The sequence below is a fragment of the Halopelagius fulvigenes genome, from assembly GCF_042662625.1.
GTDB lineage: Archaea > Halobacteriota > Halobacteria > Halobacteriales > Haloferacaceae > Halopelagius > Halopelagius fulvigenes.
In genome coordinates, this window is the sequence record NZ_JBHSXH010000015.1 from 1279538 (window position 1) to 1299685 (window position 20148).

Below are 20148 nucleotides of genomic sequence, written 5' to 3' on the forward strand. Positions count from 1 at the left end.
GCGATACGCCTATCTTCGGGCGGACGAGAGAGACCCCATGCCGAGTACAGCAGAGACGGCCTGCTTCGAGGCGGGAATCAAGTTCGGGTCGCTGTACCACCAGTTCGCCGGGACGCCGATCAGTCCCTCCAGCGCGGACTCCCTCGAGAGCGCGATGGAGGACGCGATAGAGAACCAACCCCACTGCGAATCGGTCGAGGTGGACATCCTCGTGGACGACTTAGCCTCCGAACTCGCCGACTCGACGGCGGACTACGCGGAGTTGACGGGACGGTTCATGGAAGTCGAGATGACCGTCGAGTACGGGGGGACGCGCGTCCGCACGCGGATGGAGATGGAGGACGACTACCCCACCATGCGTCTCGTCTCCGTCGAGGACTGAACGGGCGTCAGAACCCCTCCCGGCCGAGATTTCACTTTCACTTTCGGGCATGTATTTAAACTACCGCGCGTCGAAGTGACGGGTATGAGTAGTCAAAGCACACTCGGGGACGACGACCTGTTCGGAGAGGCCGCCGAAGAGATGCGCTCTGAGGTCGAAGAGCACCTCGACGCCGTGCGGGACTCCCTACCCGACGCCGACGCCATCTGGGACACCGAGGCGCAGAACGTCCTCGGCGTCCTCAACGGTCTGAAGTCCGCGCTGGACGTCGAGGAGGCCGAGGAGAACCTCCGGCAGGCGAAGAAGACGTTCATCGTCGGCCAACGCGCCGACGCGTTCGACGACCCGGACTCCCTCGAATCGGAGATAGCGTCCGTCCAAGAACTGCTGGAGACGGTGACCGACGCCGAGGAACTCGTCGGCGAACTGACCAGCACCATGCCCCAGTTGCGGAGTCAACTGCAGGACGCCGCCGACGCGGCCGAGGAAAGGGACGCGGACGAAGCGGATACCGATGAAGCGGATACCGACGGAGCGGACGCCGACGAAGCGGACGCCGACGAAGATGAAGATGCGGAGGAAGAGGAAGCGGACGCCGACGCAGACGAGGACGAGGACGAGGAAGACGAAGAGTAACTCAGCCCCGCCGACGCGGCCGTTCGACGTCGCGTTCGGCGACGGCGTCGAGGAGTTCGGCCAACGACTCGGCCGACAGGTCGAGGAGCGCTTCTCCCAGCGACGCGTCCCCCTGCGTCGGGTCGCCGACCACGCCGTTCTCGGTGAACTCCGCGGAGTCGTGCGCGAGATTCACGCCAGATACCCACTCGCCCCAGCGGTCGCTCCCGCCCGCCGCGGCGTCCTCCACTCTCTCCTCGCGGACGAGTTCCGGCCGGAGGTGTCTGAGGAGGGCGGTCTCTAGGGGTCCGCCGTGGCCCATCTTCGCGGCGTGTTCGCCGACGGCGTCGAACCACGTGAACGCCACCGCGTAGGCGTCGCCCTCGCGGGTTATCGTCCCCGTCACCTCGCGCAGGGCGTCCACGTTGCCGCCGTGACCGTTGACGACGACGACGCGGCCGAACCCGTGTTCGGCGAGACTCGCCACCGTCTCGCGGACGGCCGAGCGGAACGTCTCCGGCGAGAACCACACCGTGCCGGGGAACTGGCGGTGTTCGGCGGCGACGCCGACGGGGAGGGTCGGAGCGACGGCGGCGTCGCCGTCGTACGCCTCGACGCCGGCCTCGGCCACCGCCTCGGCGGTGAACGCGTCCGTTCCGAGGGGGGCGTGCGGGCCGTGCTGTTCGGTGCTGCCGACGGGTACCAGCGCGATGTCCGTCTCCGCGGCGAGGTCCGACACGTCGGTCCACGTCGCCTCCGAGAGTCGCATACACGGCGGTGTGCGCTCGGACGGCTTGTAACCGCCGGATGCGGACGGGACGATACCTCAGTCGTCGTCGTCGTTCTCGACGCTCGTCCGCGAGGCGCGGCGACTCGCCCGTTCGACGAACTCGTCGGGGAGTTCGTCTATCTCGCCCGCTTGGACGCCCCACAGGTGGGCGTAGAGGCCGTCCTCGCCGATGAGTTCCTCGTGCGTGCCGCGTTCGACGATTCGCCCGTCTTCGAGGACGACTATCTTGTCGGCGTCCTTGATGGTCGAGAGGCGGTGGGCGATGCTGAACGTCGTTCGGTCCTCCGTCAGACGGTCCAAGGAGCGCTGGATGAGCATCTCCGTCTCGGTGTCCACGTCGGAGGTCGCCTCGTCCAAGATGAGAATGTCGGGGTCCCTGAGGACGGCGCGGGCGATGGAGAGACGCTGGCGCTGGCCGCCGGAGAGTTTCACGCCGCGCTCGCCGATTTCGGTGTCGTAGCCCTCCGGGAGGTTCCGGATGAAGTCGTGGGCTTCCGCGGCCTTCGCGGCCTCGACCACGTCCTCGTGGTCGGCGTCGAACGACCCGTACCGGATGTTCTCCTCGACCGTCCCGTAGAACATGAACGTGTCCTGTCCGACGTAGCCGATGGCCTGCCGGAGGCTCGGAATCGTCACGTCGCGTACGTCGGTGCCGTCGATGCGGACGGCTCCCTCGTCCACGTCGTACATCCGGAGGAGGAGCTTCAGGACCGTCGATTTCCCCGCACCGGTCGGGCCGACGAGCGCGAGGGTGTCGCCGCCGGGAACCTCGAAGGAGATGTCCTCGACGATGGTCTCGTCCTCGTCGTAGCCGAACGTCACGTCGTCGTACTCGACGCGGCCGTCGCCGACGACCAACTCCTCCGCGCCGGGATCCTCCTCGATGCGGGAGGGTTCGTCCATCAGGCCGAACATCCGAGCACTGGAGGCGTACGCGCGCTGGTACATGTTGATGATCTGCCCGAACTGCGCCATCGGCCAGATGAACCGCTGGGTGAAGAGGATGAACGTGACGAACTCCCCGGGCGCGAGCGTCCCGGTGAAGAACCACGGCCCCGCGCCGTTCAGCACCCAGAGGCCGCCGACGGTGAACGTCAGGACGAAGCCGATGCCCGCGAGGATGCGCAGGCCGGGGAAGAACTTGATGCGGGTGTCGATGGCGTCCCAGTTGGCGTCGAAGTAGTCCATCGACACGCCCTCCACCCGGTCGGACTCGTAGGACTCCGTGTTCGACGTCTTGATGACGGAGATGCCGCCGAGGTTGTTCTCCAACCGGGAGTTGACCCGCCCGACGGAGGAGCGGACTTCTGCGTACTTCGGCTGGATGGTCTTGATGAAGAAGTAGGTGAAGACGGCGATGAGGGGCACCGGAAGTAGGGCGACGAGGGCGAGTTGCCAGTTCAGCCAAAAGAGGATGCCGGCGATGCCGAGGACCATGACGCCGAGGCGGAACGCGGCGTTCATCCCGTCGTTGAGGAACCGTTCGAGGCGGTTCACGTCGTTCGAGAGGATGGACATCATCTCGCCCGTCTGCTTGTCGGCGAAGAACTCCATGTTCAGCCGTTGCATCTTGTCGTAGGTGTCCGTCCGAACGTCGTGTTGGATGTTCTGCGCGAAGGAGTTCCACCCCCAGTTACGCGTCCAGTGGAACGCCGCCCCGCCGAAGAACGCGACGGCGATGAGGCCGATGGTGAACCACAGTTGCGCGTCCCGCGCCGCGGGAAGCCACGCCTGCGGGAGGATGGGGAGGTCGAACGCGCGTTCGTCGAGGAAGATGGCGTCGACGGCGATGCCGAGGAGCAACGGCGGCAGGAGGTCGAGCAGTCGCGCGCCCACGCTTGCGAGGACGCCGACCGAGAACTGCGGCAGGTTCCGCCGCCCGTACTCGGCGAACAGACGCCGCATCGGATTCTCGGCTCGCTCCCGTTGTTCCTCGAACGGGTCGTCGTCGTCCGGGGAGGTAGCCATTACCCCGTCTTCGGGGGCCCAGCACACTAAACCGTTTGATACGAACCGAAACAGTCAGCGCGGCGAGAGCGACGCGGACCGGCGACGGCCTACAGCACTCTGCCTTCCACGTCCGGGTCGATGGCCGCCTCGGAGAGGTCCTCGCGGATGCGCGCGCGGAGGGGGTCGGGGACGGTGTTCCGCCCGACGGGAACCGCCGTCTCGCCGTCGTCTTTCACCTTCCAGTAGAGGACGCACTCGGAGGGTTCGTAGAACTCGATGCTGTAGTGGTCGTCCGCGCCCCGGTAGTGGACTCGCGCCGCGAACTCCTCTGCGCGCCACCCCTCTAACTCGGCGAGTGCCTCGACGTGTTCACCCATGCTCTCGGCTTCGGGGCCGCCTTACGTCGTTGTTTTGCCTTCCGAATAGTCGCCGATTCGGATGCGGTCGCCCTCGTCGATGCACGACCGGTTCGTGTAGCCGTAGGGAACTTCGAGGACGTACTTCCCGGTGCCCCTGTATTTCGTCAGTTCCTCGCCGGAGGTGCCCTCGGGCGGGAGTTCGGCGTGGTGAATCTGCGTGATGGTGCCGTTGGCGTCAACGAAGACGATGTCGAGGGGGAAGGACATCTCGCGCATCACGTACGCGTGTTCGCCCTCGTTCTGGTGGACGAACAGCATCCCCTCGTCCTCGCCGAGCGATTCGGTTTCGCTGAGTCCGGTGTAGCGCTTCTGGTGGGTGTCCGCGATGCGGACGTCGACGGTCGCCAGCGTCTCGTTGTCCGCCTCGTCAAGAACGGTGACCGTCGTCCGTTCGTACTCGCCCGTCGGGAACGCCGCGGGGTTGAACGCGTAGACGGCACCCGTCACGGAGGCGAGGACTAACACCGCGAGTGCGGCGGTAGCGAGCGTCTGCCGCGAGACCATACACGGAGATAGGACGGAGTGCGCCTAAGGATTCCGGCGACCGAATTGGAAACCGTTATCCCGACGTGGAAGTAGAATCGAGATGCGGGCTCGTAGTCTAGGGGTTATGACGCGTCCCTTACAAGGACGAGATCGGTGGTTCGAATCCGCCCGAGCCCACTTCTGACGCTAACGCTGATAATCGACAGACGGCGTTGAGATTCGTCGCCGGGCACGGTCAATAGGCATGCCCCCATGAATAGTTAACTTGGGTGATAAGACTGCTTTTTCGATAAATGTATGTGTTGACACAGAAATCAGTCGATATGGAACGAAGCAGAGCGCTCACAGTTTATCTCATCGTTCCGTGTTTTCTCTATGGAACTGCCTTCGTAATCGTGTTAACCCAGTTTTCGGATGTAGTCGGTACCAGCACGCTAAGACTGTCTCACACGATATGCGGAGCGCTTATAGCGGTAGTTCTACTCGCCAAAAAGGACGAGCTATCAGCCGATGAATAAGCAGCTCTTATCGACCAGCTGTTTCAGACTAAAATGCGTCTAAATTATAGTATTTAAACGTATCTGTCTTTCAAAGTCGGTGGAGCCAATTCATCTTCACTTCGTCGGGAGATTTAGAATCGGTCGAAGTGAGGCTTCTCCGTTTCATCTGTAGTCGCAATCGAATTTCCTTCACGGAATTCTTGCCAGCGACGACCGTAAAGAGGAGAGCGATGGTCAGATTTCGTACCCCTCGGTTTGCAGCGCACGCCTGGCCGCTTGATCGAACCGTACCCGGAGGCCAGGTTCGAACGTCTCGATACGCTCGTCGGATTCCATCAGTTCGGCGTACCGTTCGTCACCGCCGGACTCGTCGTCGAGAGCGTGGTACTTTTGGGTGAATTTCCGGCCGTCGTCTCCGTAGAGGACCACGACGATAGATTCCTCACCCGTCTGTTCTTCGTTATCCGACTTCTTCGCCCCCCCGGTGACGTTCGTCCGGTCGAAGCTGGTGAGGTTCGTGCTGAGGCTACCGATCGCGAGTTTCTTTTCCAGCGACTCACGCTCCCATTCGCGCTGCTCGCCCGTTTCCGTATCCGTCCCGACGACCCTCTTCCGCCCGATCTCTTCGACCGTCCACTTTCTCAGGGTCGGAGAGTCGAGTTCCTCCTCCGTTCGCGAACGGATATCCCCCTCTTGGATAACGTCGCCTTCTTCGACGCGGATGTACTGTGGAGTCTCGGCGGGAACGTCGATGAATATCTCACCCGACTCGGTGTTGACTAGCGCGTCTGCTCCGTCGATGGTACGGGATATCAATTTTCGAACTTTGTCGGTGCTCATTGCTTTCACCCAATATAATTGGTTCTGAACCGACCTAAGGTTGACGATATTTAGTACATATCCTATAATTCCGTATGTTCGTTCTAAAACAGACGACGCTTCTCGTGCCGATACGTCCTCCGTATCCAGCAACCAGTTTGTGTCACCACCGAGGGCACTCCGGGAGGGAAAGGGAGAGCGCGGATGGACCACGGTGAGCCATCGTGTTCGAGATCCACCCGAAACACCCAGACAGACGCCGTTGCAGGACTATCGGGCGACCGCAAACGCGTGCGACCACGTATCAAACTCGGCGCCGACCCGAACCCAGAGGGGGACGAGAGCCTCCAGATACCGGGCCGACGTGATATCGCCGACGTCGAGTGCACCCGGCCAGCCCAGTTCGACGAGGATAGCCTCGGTTCGCTCCTTCGCGTCGGCGTCGTCGCCGCAGATCATCATCGGCGGCGTCTCCTCCTGGAACACGGAGTCGATCATCTGAGCGTTCGAGACGGTGTTGAAGCACTTCACAACCCGTGCGTCGGGGATTCTCGCCTGAACGCGTTCGCCCAGGGAGTCAGTCCCGCCGAACAGGAGGTGCGGCGGCATCCCGCCGGAGAAGTCGAGGGGGTTGGTGGTATCGAGGACGAGTTTGTCCGCGAACGTCTCGGCTCCGACCAAGTCGAGGACATCCGCCGCCGCCTCGCCCAAGACGGCGAGGACGACGAAGTCGCAGTGCGCCGCGGCGGCGGCGAACGACCCGACGGACACGGTGCTGTCGGTCTCGTCGGCCCACTGCCGGAGCGTCTCCGGACTCCGCGTTCCGAGTTTCACGTCCCATCCGTGGCGGGCGAACCCGCTGCCGAGGGCCTGTCCCACATCTCCGCTTCCGAGGATACCGATTCGTTCATTCGACATAGAGTATGATAAGCCATCTCAGGCAATAAGGTCGCGTCGCGGACGCGGACTGTCGCGTTTCCTCCGCCGCGGACGAGACATCCGACGACGCGGCATCGAGTTGTCGAGGATTCCTAGCGCGCCTTCGACATCTCCCGGCACCCGTCACTCGCGAAGACATACAGACGAGAGCGTATTCGAAGCGTCTCGACCAATCCTAAGAAAGTTACCAGTTGGCCCGCAACGGCGTCTATGTCGAACCACCGACTCGAACGGGAGCACCGCAGTTCCGAGACGAGAGGCGACGGAGGGGTCCGCCTGTTGGACTCGTCGTGAATCCGTTCTATCTCCTTCTCGGTGCGGCGATGTTGGTCCTCGTCATCGCAGACCTCCTGTGGACGACGCTGTGGGTCGACGGCGGCGCGGGGCCCCTCTCGTCTCGCCTGTCGAATGGGGTGTGGCGTCTCCTCAGGCGTGTCGGAGAAAGGCACTCTCGACTGCTGAGTCTCGCCGGCCCCCTCATCTTGACGCTCACCCTCGCCACGTGGGTCGGACTCATCTGGTTCGGATGGACGTTCGTCTTCGCGGGCGGCGAGAACGCGCTGATAGACACCCGCGACGGCGGCCCCGTCGATTGGACCAGCAGGCTGTACTACGTGGCCTACACGATGTTCACCGACGGGAACGGCGACTTCACGCCCAACGGGAGCGTCTGGCAGATGGCGTCCTCCTTCACGACGGCCAGCGGGATGCTGTTCGTGACGTTGGGCGTCTCGTACGTGCTCGCCGTCCTCGGAGCGGTCGCCGAGAAGCGCGCGTTCGCGAACAGCGTGACCGGATTAGGGCTCGAAAGCGAGGAGTTCATCCGCTCGGCGTGGAACGGCGAGGACTTCCACAACATCGACCTCATGTTGGATACGATCTCCTCGAACCTCAACCAACTCTCAGAGCAGCACAAGTCGTATCCGATACTTCACTACTACCACAGCGAGGGCGAAGACGAGGCGTCGGCGATGGCGGTCGCGGTCTTGGCCGAATCGACGACGATTTTCGACAAGGGAGTACCGGAGGAGTACGGACCGAACGCCACCCTCATCGAGAGCACCCAGTCGAGCACCCAAGACTACCTCCAGACGCTCGACAACGCGTTCATAGAGCCCGCCGAACAGGCCCCGCCTCCGCCCGACCTCGACCGCCTCCGTCAGGCGGGCATCCCGACGGTTTCGGACGCGGAGTTCGCCGAGGCCCTCGAGGACGCCGACGATTCGCGGCGAAAACTGCTCGGGGCGGTCGAGGCCGACGCGTGGTACTGGCCGTCGCGGGAGAACAGGTAACCAGAGAGTCACGCGGAGATACCGACGGTGGCGATATCGTACGCCGCGATGTCCGAGGCCGAACTCAGGAGGATCACCTCGAACCGCCACCGCGACTCGGGAGCGAGGTCCCGCGTGGTAGACAGGAACTGACCGAGGTGAGCACCGTCGGCGTCGTACACTCGAACGCGAACCTCCGCGTACGCTATCGAGGAACCGCCCGTGTTCGAGACGACGCCTCGCACGGTCGGTCCCTTGTACCCGTCCTGAACCGCGTACTCGTGTGTCTCGAGCGAGAGGGATCGGAGGGGGTTGGCCGCTTGGTTGGCCTCCGTCGTCGCGAGGGCCTCCGCGGCGACCATCTGTTCGGCCGTACGCTGACTGCCGTTCGTCTGGTTGACCTGTCCCTCCCGATACGTCGGTTCCTCGCTCGCCCCCACGCACCCGGACAGGGCCGCCGCCGCGCCGCCGCCACAGGCGACTACGAGGCGGCGACGCGTGATGCGGTCCGAGCGAGCGTTCATCCTCTCACCACCGTCCCGCGGTCCCGACTGGAAGCTAGCACGCCCGAACAGACGCCCGGGAGACATTTCAATATGGTCGCGGGCACCGCCCGCCTTCGACGCCGTCGGGGAGACCGGTCGCCCGACCGGACGCCGACGCGGGAGCGTCGGGCCCCCATTTACTTTGGGCGGTCGCGCCGTAGACGGCCTATGGGTTCTGCCGGGTCTACCGATAGTGGAGACGCCTCCGAGGTCGAGAGAGGAGAGCGGGTAGGGTCGATAGGCCGGTTCGTGGAGTGGGTGAAAGTGGACGGAGATCGGCTGCTCCTCACGCTCGGCATCTCGGTGGCGGTCCTCGCGTTCCTCCTCGTCCTCCACGCCTTCGACGTGATCGCGTTCAGAAACCAGAATTCGATCACGCGGATGGCGAGCGGGATGATCGCGGGGTCGTTCTCCCTCGTCACGCTCGTCGTCTCCGTCAACCAGTTGATCCTCTCTCAGGAGTTCTCCCCCGCGGGTAAGCACCGAAACCAGTACGCCGGCGTGATGGAGTTCCGGCGGGACATCGAAGAACGGAGCGGCGTCTCGACGGCCCCGATAGAGCCCGCGCGGATAGTCGCGGTGATCGCCGACGCCATCATTCGTCGGGCGAACGAGTTAGCCGACGTTATCGAGGGGCACCCGGACGAGGAGTTCGAGCGTCGGGTCGTCGAGTACACCGAACAGCTCGAAGGGGACACCGAGTGGATAGACGAGCAGTTAGACCGGTCGAGCGTGGAGACGTTCGACGCGCTCTCGGTGGCGGTCGAGTACGACGACGGGTGGCAGATATCCGCCGCTCGCTCCCTCCGGAACGACGCGCCGGAACTGACGGACGAGACGGCAGCGGCGTTCGAAGAGCTCATCGACACGCTACGGCTGTTCAGCACCATGCAGGAGCACTTCAAGACGGTGTACCTGCAGCGCGAACTGACGCGGTTCTCGCAGTTGACCATCTACTGTGGCGTCCCCGCGATACTGGCGGCGGCGTTGATTGCGCTCCTGTACGGCGACGTCGGAGGGGCGGCGATAAACGTGCAGATCCTCCCCTACGTGACGGCGTTCCTCACGACGGTCGTGTTCGTTCCGCTAGCGCTACTCGCCAGCTACATCCTGCGGACCGCGACGGTGACCCGGCGAACCGCGACGACCGGTCCGATGCTCTTGGAGAAACCGACCAAGGAGCGCCCGGGCGACGTCCGAGAGAGCGGGACGGAGCGATAGGGTCCCGGAATCCGCCGCGGCGGAGGGCGTGTTACGGTCGCCCCTACAGTATCCCGCTACTCGACCGCCTTCTGACGGCGACGCCGACGACGAGCAGAGCGAGTATCGCGCCCGCGACGAGGGCGGGTCTGTCCGCCGCGACGGCGAACGCCGCCGAGAAGAGCGACTGCTGGCGGCCGTAGTAGACGACACCGCCGGTGGCCGCGTAGAAGCCGACGGTTCCGGCCGCCGTGAACGCGCCGAACCGCCGAGAGTCCATCCCCGCGAGACCGGCCGGAATGGAAACCACGGAGCGTAACGCGGGGAGGAACCGCCCCCACAGGACCGACGACCGCCCCCACCGTTGAAACCACTCTCTGCCGCGTTCGATACGCTCCTCGGAGACGTTCACGCGGTCCCGAATCCAGCCGCTCCCGCCGACTCGGTCGCTGCGAAACACGTAGTACGGGACGTACGCGCCGACCGTTCCGCCGACGGCGGCGGCGAGGACGAACACGAGGAACGACGTGACGTCGGTGATGATGAGTGCGGCCGCGACGGGGACGACGACTTCGCTCGGGAGGAACGGAAAGAGCATCGACGTCTCGAGGAAGGTGAAGAGGAGTAACGCGAGCGGTCCGTACAGGCGTACGAATCGGAGCGCTACGTCCGTCGGGTCGACCATAGGCCGACTACGCGGCGACGCCGTAACACACCTACGGCGGCTCCCCGCGGCGGTGCGGACGCGGGACGTTCGACGAGCGAACGAGGCCGCCGACGAACTCCCGTCGGAGGGGGTCCAGAGATTATCCCTCTGGACCGCCAACCGCACCTATGGCGACGGTAGCCGAGTTCACGGTGCCCGGCGACTCGTTCCCGCTAGGCGGTATCTTCGGGCAGTTCCCGAGGGTGACGGTAGAGCTGGAGCGAATCGTCCCCACGAGCGACGCGATAATCCCGTACTTCTGGGTTCGGGGAGCGGACGACGCAGAGGAGGACAGAATCGAGGCCGCGTGCGCGGCGCATCCGGACCTCCGGTCCGTCGAGTTGATAGACGAGGTGGACGGCCAGTTCCTCCTTCGCGTCGAGTGGAACGAGGAACACCGCGGCGTGCTCGGAGCGGTGGCCGCCACGGGCGTGAATCTCATCTCGGGACACGGATCGGGCGACAGGTGGTCGTTCGAGGTGCGGAGCGACGAACGGGCGGGAGTCGGCGAGTTCCAACAGTACTGCCGGGACCGCGGCATCCCCATCGAACTGACGGCGCTACACGCGCTCTCGGAGGTCGAGAGCCGGTCCGAGTACGACCTGACCGAGACGCAGCGGACCGCCCTGCTCCTCGCCCACGAGAGGGGGTACTTCGACAGTCCGCGGCGGGCGACGCTCGCGGAGATCGCGGAGGACTTAGACATCACCCGCCAATCGCTCGCGTCGAGACTCCGGCGCGGGCACAAACGTCTCATCGAAAACACGCTCGTCAATCAGTAGACAGCACTCCCGACCCGTCTTGATCGTTCTACTTAGTAAGGGGTAACTCTAAGCCCTCCACTCGGCGTATCGAACGCACCTCCCGATGAATCCACCAGGAGACTCATCTCGCGGCCCCGGCGACTCCTCGCAGGAGATGCACGGCGACTCCGCCTCGGAACCAGCGAGTACTCCCCTTCCCGTCGATTCAGTCGACTCCGCGACCGGGTTGACCTACCACGACGCGACGGCGACGTACCGGATGGAGTACGACCTGAGCGCGGACGCGCCGCAGGAAGTCGTCGTTCGGGCCGTGGCCGCACTCGAAGGCTGTTCGCCCCTCGACCTCGAACCCCTCCACGCCGCCATCGACCCCGACGCCCTCGACCGACTGTTCGCCCCGACGAACGTCGGACGCCACCTCGGCGACGGAACGGTGACGTTCGGCTATCAGGGGTACGAGGTCACGCTCCACAGTTACGGCGTCATCGCGCTTCGACCGGCCGGCGGCCGACCCGAGGACGACTGAGAACCGCCGTTCGCCGACGGGTCCCGGACTGCGTACGAACCCCCGCGAGCGACGCCGCCGTGCGCTCAGTCGGACGATTGCCGTCGCCGACGGCCTCGCGAGTCGTTCACCGTCGCGCCGGCCGACCCGAGCGAATCACGTGTCGGATGTCTCCGGCGCGTTGACCGCCAGAACGGAGAGCATGTACTGCCGACCGCAGTCGCACTCTAGGAATCTCTCTTCGGAGTCGCCCTCGATCCAGTCGGAACAGTTCTCGCAGGACACCTTCACTTCCATCGTTCGCCGTTCCGCTGGACGACGTTTATCGATTCCGTGACTACGAAGATAACAACAGTGTCTCTCGCGGAGTAACGAACCGCGGGCACCGCGCACACGAAGGCATCAGCCACAGGGGTGCGACGCTCCGAGTTACGAGGACATGAGTCGTGTACTCACCTTCGGAACAGTCCTCCTCGTCCTCGTTTCGGGGGCGGGCGGAGTCGTCGCCGCCGACGCCGCCGCCTCCCCGTTCGGAAACGGAACGACCGGCACCTCGCAGGCCGTGACCGCCCAGCAGAGCGCTTCCGACCGTTCCGCGGCCGCCCAAGCCAAAGGCAACAAAGGCAAGAGTCGGAACGGCAACCTGCGCTTCGACTTCCAGATTCGGAACGTCGAACGCTGCGGCCTGACATGTCGCGACGTGACCGTCACGGCGACGAACACGAAAAACACGACGGCGCGGAACGTCACCTTCGTGACGAAGATGTACGCCGGCGGCAACGGCGACAACCTCGTCTGGCGCGGAAACGAGACGTTCCGGAAGGTCGAACCGGGCGAGACGAAGAGGGTGACGAAACGCGTGAACCTCGGCCTCTTCGAGGCGGCACAGGTAAGACAGAACGGCGGGTTCGTGACCGCCAAGACGAACGTGACGTGGGACTCGGGCAACGAGTCGTTCTCCGAGCGTCGAAAAGTGACGTAAGGCGCGGCGGAATCACTTCGAAATCCTTTTTTGTATAACCAGCATCCCACAGAATGCGCGCCGCCTTAGCTCAGACTGGGAGAGCACTCGACTGAAGATCGAGCTGTCCCCGGTTCAAATCCGGGAGGCGGCATCATTCTACGGCCGACAACGCGAACGAGCGTAGCGAGTGAGCCGTCGGCCGTGAATATGCGACTGACCGGATTCTGAACCAGCGAGCGACTGAAAGGAGCGAGCGAGGTTCAAATCCGGGAATCCCTCTGCTACCGAATCGTCGAAACCTCCATTATACGACGCTTCGGGCACTCTCCCCATCGATAGGCCTTTTTGCGAGACGCGGCTACGAGAGGTGAACGAGGGGACGATCAGCTTCCACCACGAGAAACGGCGCGACCGACGCGGCCGCCCTCTTTCGTCTCGTCTCGCTCGAAGAGGTCGACGAGGAGTTCGTCCATACCGGACGGTGGAGCAGGACACCGAAGGGCGTTTGGGCGGGTCCGAATCGGGGTCGAACCGCGCCGAGAAACGAGTTCGCAGGGGCGTTCGTCCGGGGGATTACTTGCAGGACCGGTGAGCGATTTCGTTGTCCTCGTTGGGGCCTCGCGGTTCTCCCGCCGCGATGGGTTCGCCGCAGACCGCACAGCGGAGTTTCGAGTCCCCGTCGCCCGTACCGAGGCCGACGGTCTCCGCCAACTCCTCCGTGTCGATGTCCGTATCGACGCCGACGGTCTCCGTCAACTCCTCCAACTCGTCGGGTTCGGCTGTCATGGTGTAGCCGAGTGCGAGTGCGCCGCCGCCGGCCAGCAGTCCGCTCAGCCGTCGGCCCTTTCTGAGGGAACTGATAGCCACGGCCGCGAGGCCAGCGGCGAGGAGTACTCGAACGAGCGGTTCTCGGTCCTCGATAGTTTCGCGGAGGTCCATAGAGGCGAATCGGGCTGCGAGCCCTTGTAAGTCACCGCCGACCGGACCCGTTCCGACTCCGGGGAGATGCCGGCCGAAAATCGCCGTTCTGCGGGTAGAAGGAGCGCGTACCGCCGGTCAGTGCTTCTCGAAGTCTTCGAGGTCGCCCTGCGGTTTGCCCTCTTCGACTTCGACGTCGGTCACGTCGGCCTTGACGGGTCCCCGTTTGCACCACTCGATCATCGTCTCGACGTCCTCCTCGCTCCCCTCGAAGAGGGCTTCGACCCGTCCGTCGTCGAGGTTCCGAACCCACCCCTTGACGTCGTGTGCGCGGGCGGTCTCGTGGACGTTGTCGCGGAAGTGAACCTCCTGAACGTCGCCGGAGATAAAGACGTGAGCGCGGGCTTCAGTCATCGCGTTCACGTCCGGGTTCGACGCTGAAAACGGCTGGGTAGGGAGTCTCTGAAAGTCCGATACGAGCCAACGTCGGGTGCGGACGACGGACCGAAGGCGGAGCGTCGCCGAGTCGCCGCCACGTCAGTCGGCCTACCGCGAGGAGTCGTCGTCGGCGGATTCGTCCGGCGAGATGGCGTTCTGTAGCCGGTCGATGTCGGTTATCTTATCTAAGTCGCCCATCGTGAGTTCGGTCGTCTCGTCGGCGTTCTCGCCCGCCGCGACGCCGCTCGTGAGGATGCTCCGGACGCCCTCCTCGATGGTCATATCGACGTCGTGGACGTTCTCTCTGGGGACGTGGGTGAGAAAGCCGCCGGTGACGGGGTTCGGGGCGAGGGGCACGAACACCGTCACCATGTCGTCGTGGCCCGTCGCCGCGGACACCGTCTCCGGGGAGCGACTCGTCTCGAAGCCGATGACGTAGACGTCGTCGCCCAGCAGTTCGACGAGTTTTATCTCCTGGAAGTTCTCGGCCTCCTGGTCGAGCATCACGTCGCCCATCCGGCGGAAGCTCTTGTAGACGGTGCCGACGCCCGGAATCGACGTTATCGCGAGGTCCACGAGGTCGATGATCCGCTCGCCGTGGCGGTTCTGGCCGACGGACCCGACGACGACGACGACGCCGAGTAGCACGAAAACCGCGATCAGTTCGGAGAAGAAGTTTATCACCGTCGAGTAGACGTTCAACTCGACGAGGAACAGGACGAAGCCCGCGCTCTCGACTAACTCGATGACGCCCAACCACCGCAGGAGGTCGACCACCGGGCGGAGAGCGGACCTGATGAACTCTAAGGCGACATTCAGGATGTACAGCGTGACTACGAAAGGGATGATGATACCGACGCCGGTCATCAGCACGTCGAGCGTGCCTTCGTAGATGGATTCGCCGGCTTCCTTCGCCGTCGGAGGGGAGCGGTCAGACGAGTCTGAACCAGACATTCGGACGTTCGTGGACACTCCCCGATCACATCAACCTGTCCGTTCCCTCCGGCCGCGGCCGGTACGACGGCGTTCGGGTCCGGGGGCGGACGGTGGGTCCCTACGACTGTTCGCGCCGTTTCCCGGGCCGTTCGTCCTCGCCGGGGTTGTATATCCATATCATGTTGTTCTCGTGACCGGCGTTGCTGCTGTCCTCGCCGATGATCACGCGCCCGTCGTCCATCACGACGATGTTGTCGGGGTTGGCGATGGTCGTCGTCGGGTCGAACCCGTGCTTGTCGAAGACGGATTTGAGCTTCTCCAGACCGACGCCGACGAACCCCTCCTCGCTCTCGTTGGTTGGGTTGAACGAGCAGTCCCGACAGACGGTGCTCGCGGAGTCCGGTCGCGCGTCGTAGGGGCACCCGCCACAGATATTGGCGTTCGGGCCGCCGGCGACGACGGGAACCAGATCGAGAACGTCGTAGTCGTGGTCCGCGGAGCGTCCCTCGACGGTTTCGCCCTCCTCGCGGAGCTGCAGGCGGTAGACGACGCCCCAGTCGTCGCCGTTTATCTGGAGGTCGTCGTCGGGGTCGGTGTTGCCCTCGCCGGCCTTCTCGTTCGGGAGGAACGTCTTGGTCGTCTCCGACATGGCGACGTAGGCGAAGTCACCGGGTTCGGCGCCGCGGCGGACGTTGATGCCCTCCATCTTCCGGAACTCGTCCGTCGCGCCGACCGCGCCCGCGGCGCGGGTCGATTCGAGGAACGCGACCCGGTCGTCGTCGGCGTTACCCGCGGCCCACTCCCTCACCTCGGCGTCCGAGATGTAACTCGTCTCGCCCTCCGTGTAGTCGGCCTGCGTGATACCGTCGTACTCAGCTATCCACGACTCTATCTCCTCGTTCGTGGCGTGGCCGAGTTCTATCCACTCGATGCCGAAGCTCACGTCGGCGGGGTCGCCGCCGACGGGACCCTTCTGGGAGGCTTTCGCCGCGTAGAGCGTCCCCGAGGAGAGGTCCTCCGCTTCGTCGGCGACGAACTTGAAGAACCCCTCGCCGGTGCCGTCGGAGGTGGTGTACGCCGTCTTCCCGTCGGGCATGACGACGGCGTTCTCGTGCGTCGCCCGCCCGAGGGTGAAGTGCTTCACGGGGGTCGGCGTCTCGGCGGTCGGGTCCCGTATCTCGACGATGTAGCCGTAGCGGAACGGGTTGGGGTACTCCTCGTCGTAGACGCCGTCGTCGTTCGGTTCGTGGCCGAGGTGGCGCGCCACGTTGACCGCCTCGTCGGACACGTCGGAGTCGGGGTTGTTCCACTGGTCCGTCGAGGGTACCTCGTAGTTCTCCTCCGAGGTGAGGGGCGTCCCCCACGGCGACACGGTGCCGAAGCAGTTGTTGTACGTCCCGCCGACGTCGCGGAACTCCAGATTCTCCGCGTCGTGAACCCGCCACGGGCCGTCGCCGCGCGAGGAGATGTGCATCCGACTGACCATGCCGGGGCGCGTCTCCCAGTTCGTGAACAGGTAGCCCTCGTGGCGGCCGTCCTTCGAGTCGCCGCCCTCGACCGGAACGTAGCCGTTGTAGTCCGCCTTCGAGGTGATGTACTCCTCGGCGTCGGCGAGTTCGCCGTCGGGGGTCAGCGGAACGCCGAGTTCCTCGCCGTCGCCGAGGTCGGCGCCGCCCTCCATGAGCGGTTGGTAGCCGCCGTAGGCGGTCTGGATTATCGAGTCGTAGGACTCGGGGACGCCGTCGCCGAGTTCGTCGTCGTAGTCGAAGTCGTCGCTCGCGGGGATCTGCACGGAGGGGAAGTCCTCGGGCAGGTCGTGGAAGTTGAAGCCCGAAAGCGCCCCGACGAGGGCCGCCTCTGACCCGTCTTTCAGGTCCCGGTCGGGGTGTTGGACGTTGAAGAAGAAGCGACCCGACTCGGTGACGAAGATGCCGGTGACCTCCGAATCGACGATGGAGGTGGCGAACCGGTTGAGCGTCGGCCCGCCCTCCTCGTGGTGGCCGTCCTCGTGACCCCTCTCTCCCTTGCCTGCACCGCGCCCGTTGCCGCCCCGAGCGGTACTGCTGTACGTTACGCCCGAGGTGACGAGCGCGAGAATCGCCTCCCGCCGCGTGAAGTCCAGTTGAGACATCGACGGGACGACGTACCCCGAACGCGGTCATAATCCTATATATTTGATAGATAGATGTCGGCGGAGACGGACGTACCGTACGGAACGGTACGAAGGAGACAATAGCCGTACGTATCGGTTCTCGCGCTGAGAACGTCGCCTTCGGAGGACGTTCCCCTCGTGGGGGTCTACTCGTCGGCGCGCCGGTCCGCGAAGCGTCGCTTTCGGACCCATAACGCCGCGAGACAGCAGAGCCACAGCACCGCCGTCGCCGGGCGGGAGTGGCCGCCCACCGGAACGCCGACGTGCGCCGTCGAGAGCGGATAGAAAAGCGGGACGCCCATCGGCGTCGTGCTGTCGATGAGGAGGTGCGAGGCGTACCCGACGCCGACGCCGCCCGCCGCGGCGCGACTCCGAGTCGCCGCGACTGCGACGGCCGCGCCGACGACGAGGGCGGTGTGCGTGAGTCCCCGGTGCGTCAGCGGAAACTCCCACGCCAGGGGTAACAGCAGGTCGATGTCGGCGACGACGCCGCCGATGACGCCCGCGCGCGGCGCGTCGAACGCGAGCGTGCCGAGAGTGTACCCGACGAGTGCGTGCGTGGCGATAGCCGCCGCGAGATACCCCAGATGCGAGAGCGTGACCACGACCCGCGGATTCGGGCGTGCGCGCCTAAAACGCCCCGATAGGGCGGCGCGAGATGGGACACGAGACGAACGAGGGGACGAGGGCGGCGACGCCCGGCCTCGTGGCGGCCGGAGCCTTTTCGCGCCCTCCCCCACATCGGTGGATACCCTCGCTACCATGGAGAACGGATTTCCCGACGTTCGAGAAGAGGGAGCGCTCCGCGTCCCCGTGACGGACGCCGACCGGGTCGAAGTACGGTTCGCGCCGGTGCTCTCGCGCGACCGGTTCGACCCGAACGACTGGCGGCGCGAGACGCTGGACCCCGTTCCGGACGCCACGGACTGGTACGAGGTCGATGTGAACGGCCTCGACCTCCCGGACGGCAGATACGAGTACGAGTACGTCGTCCACCGGGGGGACGACGACCCCGTCGTCGCGGCCGACCCGTTCGCGGAGGAGATTACCCGCTTCCGCGGCCACCGCGGGACGTTCCGGATCAGACACGGAGAGCGGTACCGGCCGTCGTTCTCGTGGGAGGACGAACTCCCCGAGGGGGGCCTCCCGGAGAACAACGAGTTGGTCATCTACGAACTACCGCTTCGCTGGGCCGCGCCCGCCTCGCCGATGAACGAGAAGCGGAACGTCCCCGACGGCGACTTCGAACACCTCCTGACGGAACACCTCGACGAACTCGCGGAGTTGGGCGTCAACGCCATCGAACTGCTGCCGATTCAGGACGCCGCGGTCACCCTCGATTGGGGGTACGGAACGCGCTTTTTCTTCGCGCCGGACCTCGACTTCGGCGACCCGATAGACGCGAAATTCCTCGTCAAGGAGTGCCACAAGCGCGGGATTCGCGTGCTGATGGACGTGGTGATGAACCACGCCAGAGAGTGTCCGTTGGAGGTCCTCGCGGGCGATACGTTCTTCCTCGACCCCGAGGAGAAATCGGACCGTCCGGACTGGGGCGGGCGTCGCTTCGACTACGAGGTGTTCGTGGACGGCTATCACCCCGCCCGAGAGTTCCTCCACCGGATGGCCGAGTTCTGGATTCGGGAGTACCACGTGGACGGGTTCCGCATAGACGAGTTCAAGGGGATGGACAACTGGGAGTTCGTCCAGGAGTTCCGCGACCGGACGCGGGCGGCGCACCGCGAGGCGTTCCCGGATCGGCCGTTCCTCGTCGTCGCCGAGGATTCGTGGGGGCGCACCCGAATCGTCCGCGACGTGGAGGGGAACCCGGAGGACCGAACGGTCGTAGACGGCATGTGGAACTTCGACTTCCGGGACGAGTCCCGGCGGTTGCTGCGGGACGAAATCGACACCGAACTGGGCGAACCGTCCCGGAGCGACCGGATCCGGGCGCTGATTTCGGGCGACCGGACGTGGGACGACACGGATCGAAAGTTCGAGGAGGGGTTCACCGACCTCTCGCAGGCGGTCAACTACGTCACCTCCCACGACATGGGCCAACGGGGCGAACAGCGGTTGATGAACTACGTCTTCGGCGAACTCGTCCGCGAACGAGGGCTGGGAGACGGGTCGGTGGAGAACGTGAAGTACCTGCTCGACAATCTCGTCACCGCCGCACCGGGGGTGCGGATAGACGCCCACGAGGAGGCGGTGGACCGGGTTCGGGGCTCCTTCGCCCTGCTTCTGACCTCGGTTGGTATCCCGATGTTCCTCACGGGCGAGGAGTTCGGCGACGTCCACGATCTGGACTACACGGACTGGCAACTGAAGATGGAGGACCCGGTGGACTGGAGTCGGCGCGACTACCCCGGGCACGACGCCCTCCCGGAGGGCGTCGGGGACCTGATAGACCTGCGCACCTCGACGGCGGCGCTACAGCGGAACGAAGTGGAGTTCTTCTACGAGCACCCGACGTTAGACGACGAGGACGGAGTGCGCGCGTTCGCCTACTGCCGGACCGGCGGCCGGGAGTTGGGGAGCGAGGATCAGGTCGTCGTCGTCGCCAACCTCGGTCCCGAGGGGTTCGAGGCGTTCGATATCCCGTGGCCGTGGACGGACACCGACCGAATCGAGGAACGCGGCGACCCGATTCGGGGGACGCCGCCCGAGTTCGTCCCCGAGGAGGAGGGGGCGACGCTCTCTCTGTCTCCGTTCCAAGTGCGGGTGTTCACGACCTGAGACGCCTCAGTCCTCGCGGACTCGGTCCGCGCTCCGTAAGTTGCTCGTACGGGCCGCGGTAGAGGTGCGCGCACTCGTTTCGGTCGCCGCCCTCGCGGAGGGGTGAAAGATGT

At 64.8% G+C, this 20148-nt stretch carries 22 protein-coding genes and 2 tRNA genes; 10 read left to right on the top strand and 14 right to left on the bottom strand.

What is annotated here, in order from left to right:
* Positions 1-37: 37 nt before the first annotated feature.
* Both ACFQEV_RS16735 and ACFQEV_RS16740 read left to right on the top strand, forming a co-directional pair.
* A complete protein-coding gene (locus ACFQEV_RS16735; protein WP_379698506.1) occupies positions 38-382 on the top strand; it encodes a dihydroneopterin aldolase family protein in 345 nt (114 codons plus the stop codon).
* An 84-nt stretch (positions 383-466) separates the two neighbouring features.
* Positions 467-1018 (top strand): DUF5790 family protein, encoded by a 552-nt coding sequence (locus tag ACFQEV_RS16740; RefSeq protein ID WP_379698508.1) that lies wholly within the window; start codon positions 467-469, stop codon positions 1016-1018.
* Between the two features lies 1 nt (position 1019).
* On the opposite strand, the gene ACFQEV_RS16745 is transcribed toward ACFQEV_RS16740, so the two are convergent.
* The 4 genes from ACFQEV_RS16745 to ACFQEV_RS16760 form a co-directional block, all read right to left on the bottom strand.
* Positions 1020-1766, bottom strand: coding sequence for a creatininase family protein (locus ACFQEV_RS16745; protein WP_379698511.1), 747 nt, complete (start codon positions 1764-1766; stop codon positions 1020-1022).
* Positions 1767-1823: 57 nt separating this feature from the next.
* Entirely contained in the window at positions 1824-3755 is a 1932-nt protein-coding gene (locus tag ACFQEV_RS16750) for an ABC transporter ATP-binding protein (protein WP_379698514.1), read from the bottom strand.
* Positions 3756-3844: 89 nt separating this feature from the next.
* Positions 3845-4114 carry a DUF7538 family protein gene (locus tag ACFQEV_RS16755; RefSeq protein WP_379698517.1) on the bottom strand — a complete coding sequence of 90 codons (270 nt, stop codon included), beginning with the start codon at positions 4112-4114 and terminating at the stop codon, positions 3845-3847.
* 21 nt (positions 4115-4135) lie between these two features.
* Positions 4136-4660: a DUF192 domain-containing protein gene (locus tag ACFQEV_RS16760; RefSeq protein WP_379698520.1), complete on the bottom strand. Its 525-nt coding sequence runs from the start codon at positions 4658-4660 to the stop codon at positions 4136-4138.
* A gap of 86 nt (positions 4661-4746) precedes the next feature.
* On the opposite strand from ACFQEV_RS16760, the gene ACFQEV_RS16765 reads away from it, so the two are divergent.
* Positions 4747-4819 (top strand) — tRNA-Val (locus tag ACFQEV_RS16765).
* Between the two features lie 557 nt (positions 4820-5376).
* Here the strand turns inward: ACFQEV_RS16765 and ACFQEV_RS16770 are convergent.
* Positions 5377-5982 carry a hypothetical protein gene (locus ACFQEV_RS16770; RefSeq protein WP_379698523.1) on the bottom strand — a complete coding sequence of 202 codons (606 nt, stop codon included), beginning with the start codon at positions 5980-5982 and terminating at the stop codon, positions 5377-5379.
* Positions 5983-6231: 249 nt separating this feature from the next.
* Positions 6232-6879, bottom strand: a complete 648-nt coding sequence (locus ACFQEV_RS16775) for an NADPH-dependent F420 reductase (protein ID WP_379698526.1) — start codon at positions 6877-6879, stop codon at positions 6232-6234.
* Positions 6880-7190: 311 nt separating this feature from the next.
* On the opposite strand from ACFQEV_RS16775, the gene ACFQEV_RS16780 reads away from it, so the two are divergent.
* Positions 7191-8192, top strand: a complete 1002-nt coding sequence (locus ACFQEV_RS16780; protein ID WP_379698529.1) for an ion channel — start codon at positions 7191-7193, stop codon at positions 8190-8192.
* Positions 8193-8200: 8 nt separating this feature from the next.
* On the opposite strand, the gene ACFQEV_RS16785 is transcribed toward ACFQEV_RS16780, so the two are convergent.
* Positions 8201-8695 (bottom strand): FxLYD domain-containing protein, encoded by a 495-nt coding sequence (locus ACFQEV_RS16785; RefSeq protein WP_379698532.1) that lies wholly within the window; start codon positions 8693-8695, stop codon positions 8201-8203.
* Positions 8696-8884: 189 nt separating this feature from the next.
* Here ACFQEV_RS16785 and ACFQEV_RS16790 point away from each other — a divergent pair, with 189 nt between their 5' ends.
* Positions 8885-9937: a DUF7972 family membrane protein gene (locus tag ACFQEV_RS16790; RefSeq protein WP_465261219.1), complete on the top strand. Its 1053-nt coding sequence runs from the start codon at positions 8885-8887 to the stop codon at positions 9935-9937.
* Between the two features lie 43 nt (positions 9938-9980).
* On the opposite strand, the gene ACFQEV_RS16795 is transcribed toward ACFQEV_RS16790, so the two are convergent.
* A complete protein-coding gene (locus ACFQEV_RS16795) occupies positions 9981-10601 on the bottom strand; it encodes a DedA family protein (RefSeq protein ID WP_379698537.1) in 621 nt (206 codons plus the stop codon).
* Between the two features lie 149 nt (positions 10602-10750).
* On the opposite strand from ACFQEV_RS16795, the gene ACFQEV_RS16800 reads away from it, so the two are divergent.
* A complete protein-coding gene (locus tag ACFQEV_RS16800; RefSeq protein ID WP_379698540.1) occupies positions 10751-11404 on the top strand; it encodes a helix-turn-helix domain-containing protein in 654 nt (217 codons plus the stop codon).
* 85 nt (positions 11405-11489) lie between these two features.
* Positions 11490-11912 (top strand): HalOD1 output domain-containing protein, encoded by a 423-nt coding sequence (locus tag ACFQEV_RS16805; RefSeq protein ID WP_379698543.1) that lies wholly within the window; start codon positions 11490-11492, stop codon positions 11910-11912.
* 135 nt (positions 11913-12047) lie between these two features.
* Here the strand turns inward: ACFQEV_RS16805 and ACFQEV_RS16810 are convergent, their stop codons facing one another.
* Positions 12048-12188, bottom strand: a complete 141-nt coding sequence (locus tag ACFQEV_RS16810) for a hypothetical protein (protein ID WP_379698546.1) — start codon at positions 12186-12188, stop codon at positions 12048-12050.
* 142 nt (positions 12189-12330) lie between these two features.
* Here ACFQEV_RS16810 and ACFQEV_RS16815 point away from each other — a divergent pair, with 142 nt between their 5' ends.
* A complete protein-coding gene (locus ACFQEV_RS16815) occupies positions 12331-12873 on the top strand; it encodes a hypothetical protein (protein ID WP_379698549.1) in 543 nt (180 codons plus the stop codon).
* A gap of 59 nt (positions 12874-12932) precedes the next feature.
* Positions 12933-13006: transfer RNA gene (locus ACFQEV_RS16820), tRNA-Phe, on the top strand.
* A 422-nt stretch (positions 13007-13428) separates the two neighbouring features.
* Here ACFQEV_RS16820 and ACFQEV_RS16825 read toward each other — a convergent pair.
* The 5 genes from ACFQEV_RS16825 to ACFQEV_RS16845 form a co-directional block, all read right to left on the bottom strand.
* Positions 13429-13794, bottom strand: a complete 366-nt coding sequence (locus ACFQEV_RS16825) for a DUF2892 domain-containing protein (RefSeq protein ID WP_379698552.1) — start codon at positions 13792-13794, stop codon at positions 13429-13431.
* A 117-nt stretch (positions 13795-13911) separates the two neighbouring features.
* The gene (locus ACFQEV_RS16830) at positions 13912-14187 is read right to left on the bottom strand and encodes an acylphosphatase (protein WP_379698554.1); all 276 of its coding nucleotides are present in this window, start codon (positions 14185-14187) and stop codon (positions 13912-13914) included.
* Positions 14188-14319: 132 nt separating this feature from the next.
* Positions 14320-15165 (bottom strand): DUF502 domain-containing protein, encoded by an 846-nt coding sequence (locus ACFQEV_RS16835; RefSeq protein ID WP_379698557.1) that lies wholly within the window; start codon positions 15163-15165, stop codon positions 14320-14322.
* Positions 15166-15265: 100 nt separating this feature from the next.
* The gene (locus tag ACFQEV_RS16840; RefSeq protein ID WP_379698560.1) at positions 15266-17278 is read right to left on the bottom strand and encodes an alkaline phosphatase PhoX; all 2013 of its coding nucleotides are present in this window, start codon (positions 17276-17278) and stop codon (positions 15266-15268) included.
* A gap of 167 nt (positions 17279-17445) precedes the next feature.
* Positions 17446-17904, bottom strand: a complete 459-nt coding sequence (locus tag ACFQEV_RS16845) for a metal-dependent hydrolase (RefSeq protein WP_379698563.1) — start codon at positions 17902-17904, stop codon at positions 17446-17448.
* Positions 17905-18061: 157 nt separating this feature from the next.
* Between ACFQEV_RS16845 and ACFQEV_RS16850 the strand changes: the two genes are divergently transcribed.
* Entirely contained in the window at positions 18062-20035 is a 1974-nt protein-coding gene (locus ACFQEV_RS16850) for an alpha-amylase family glycosyl hydrolase (RefSeq protein WP_379698566.1), read from the top strand.
* The last annotated feature ends 113 nt before the right edge of the window (positions 20036-20148 follow it).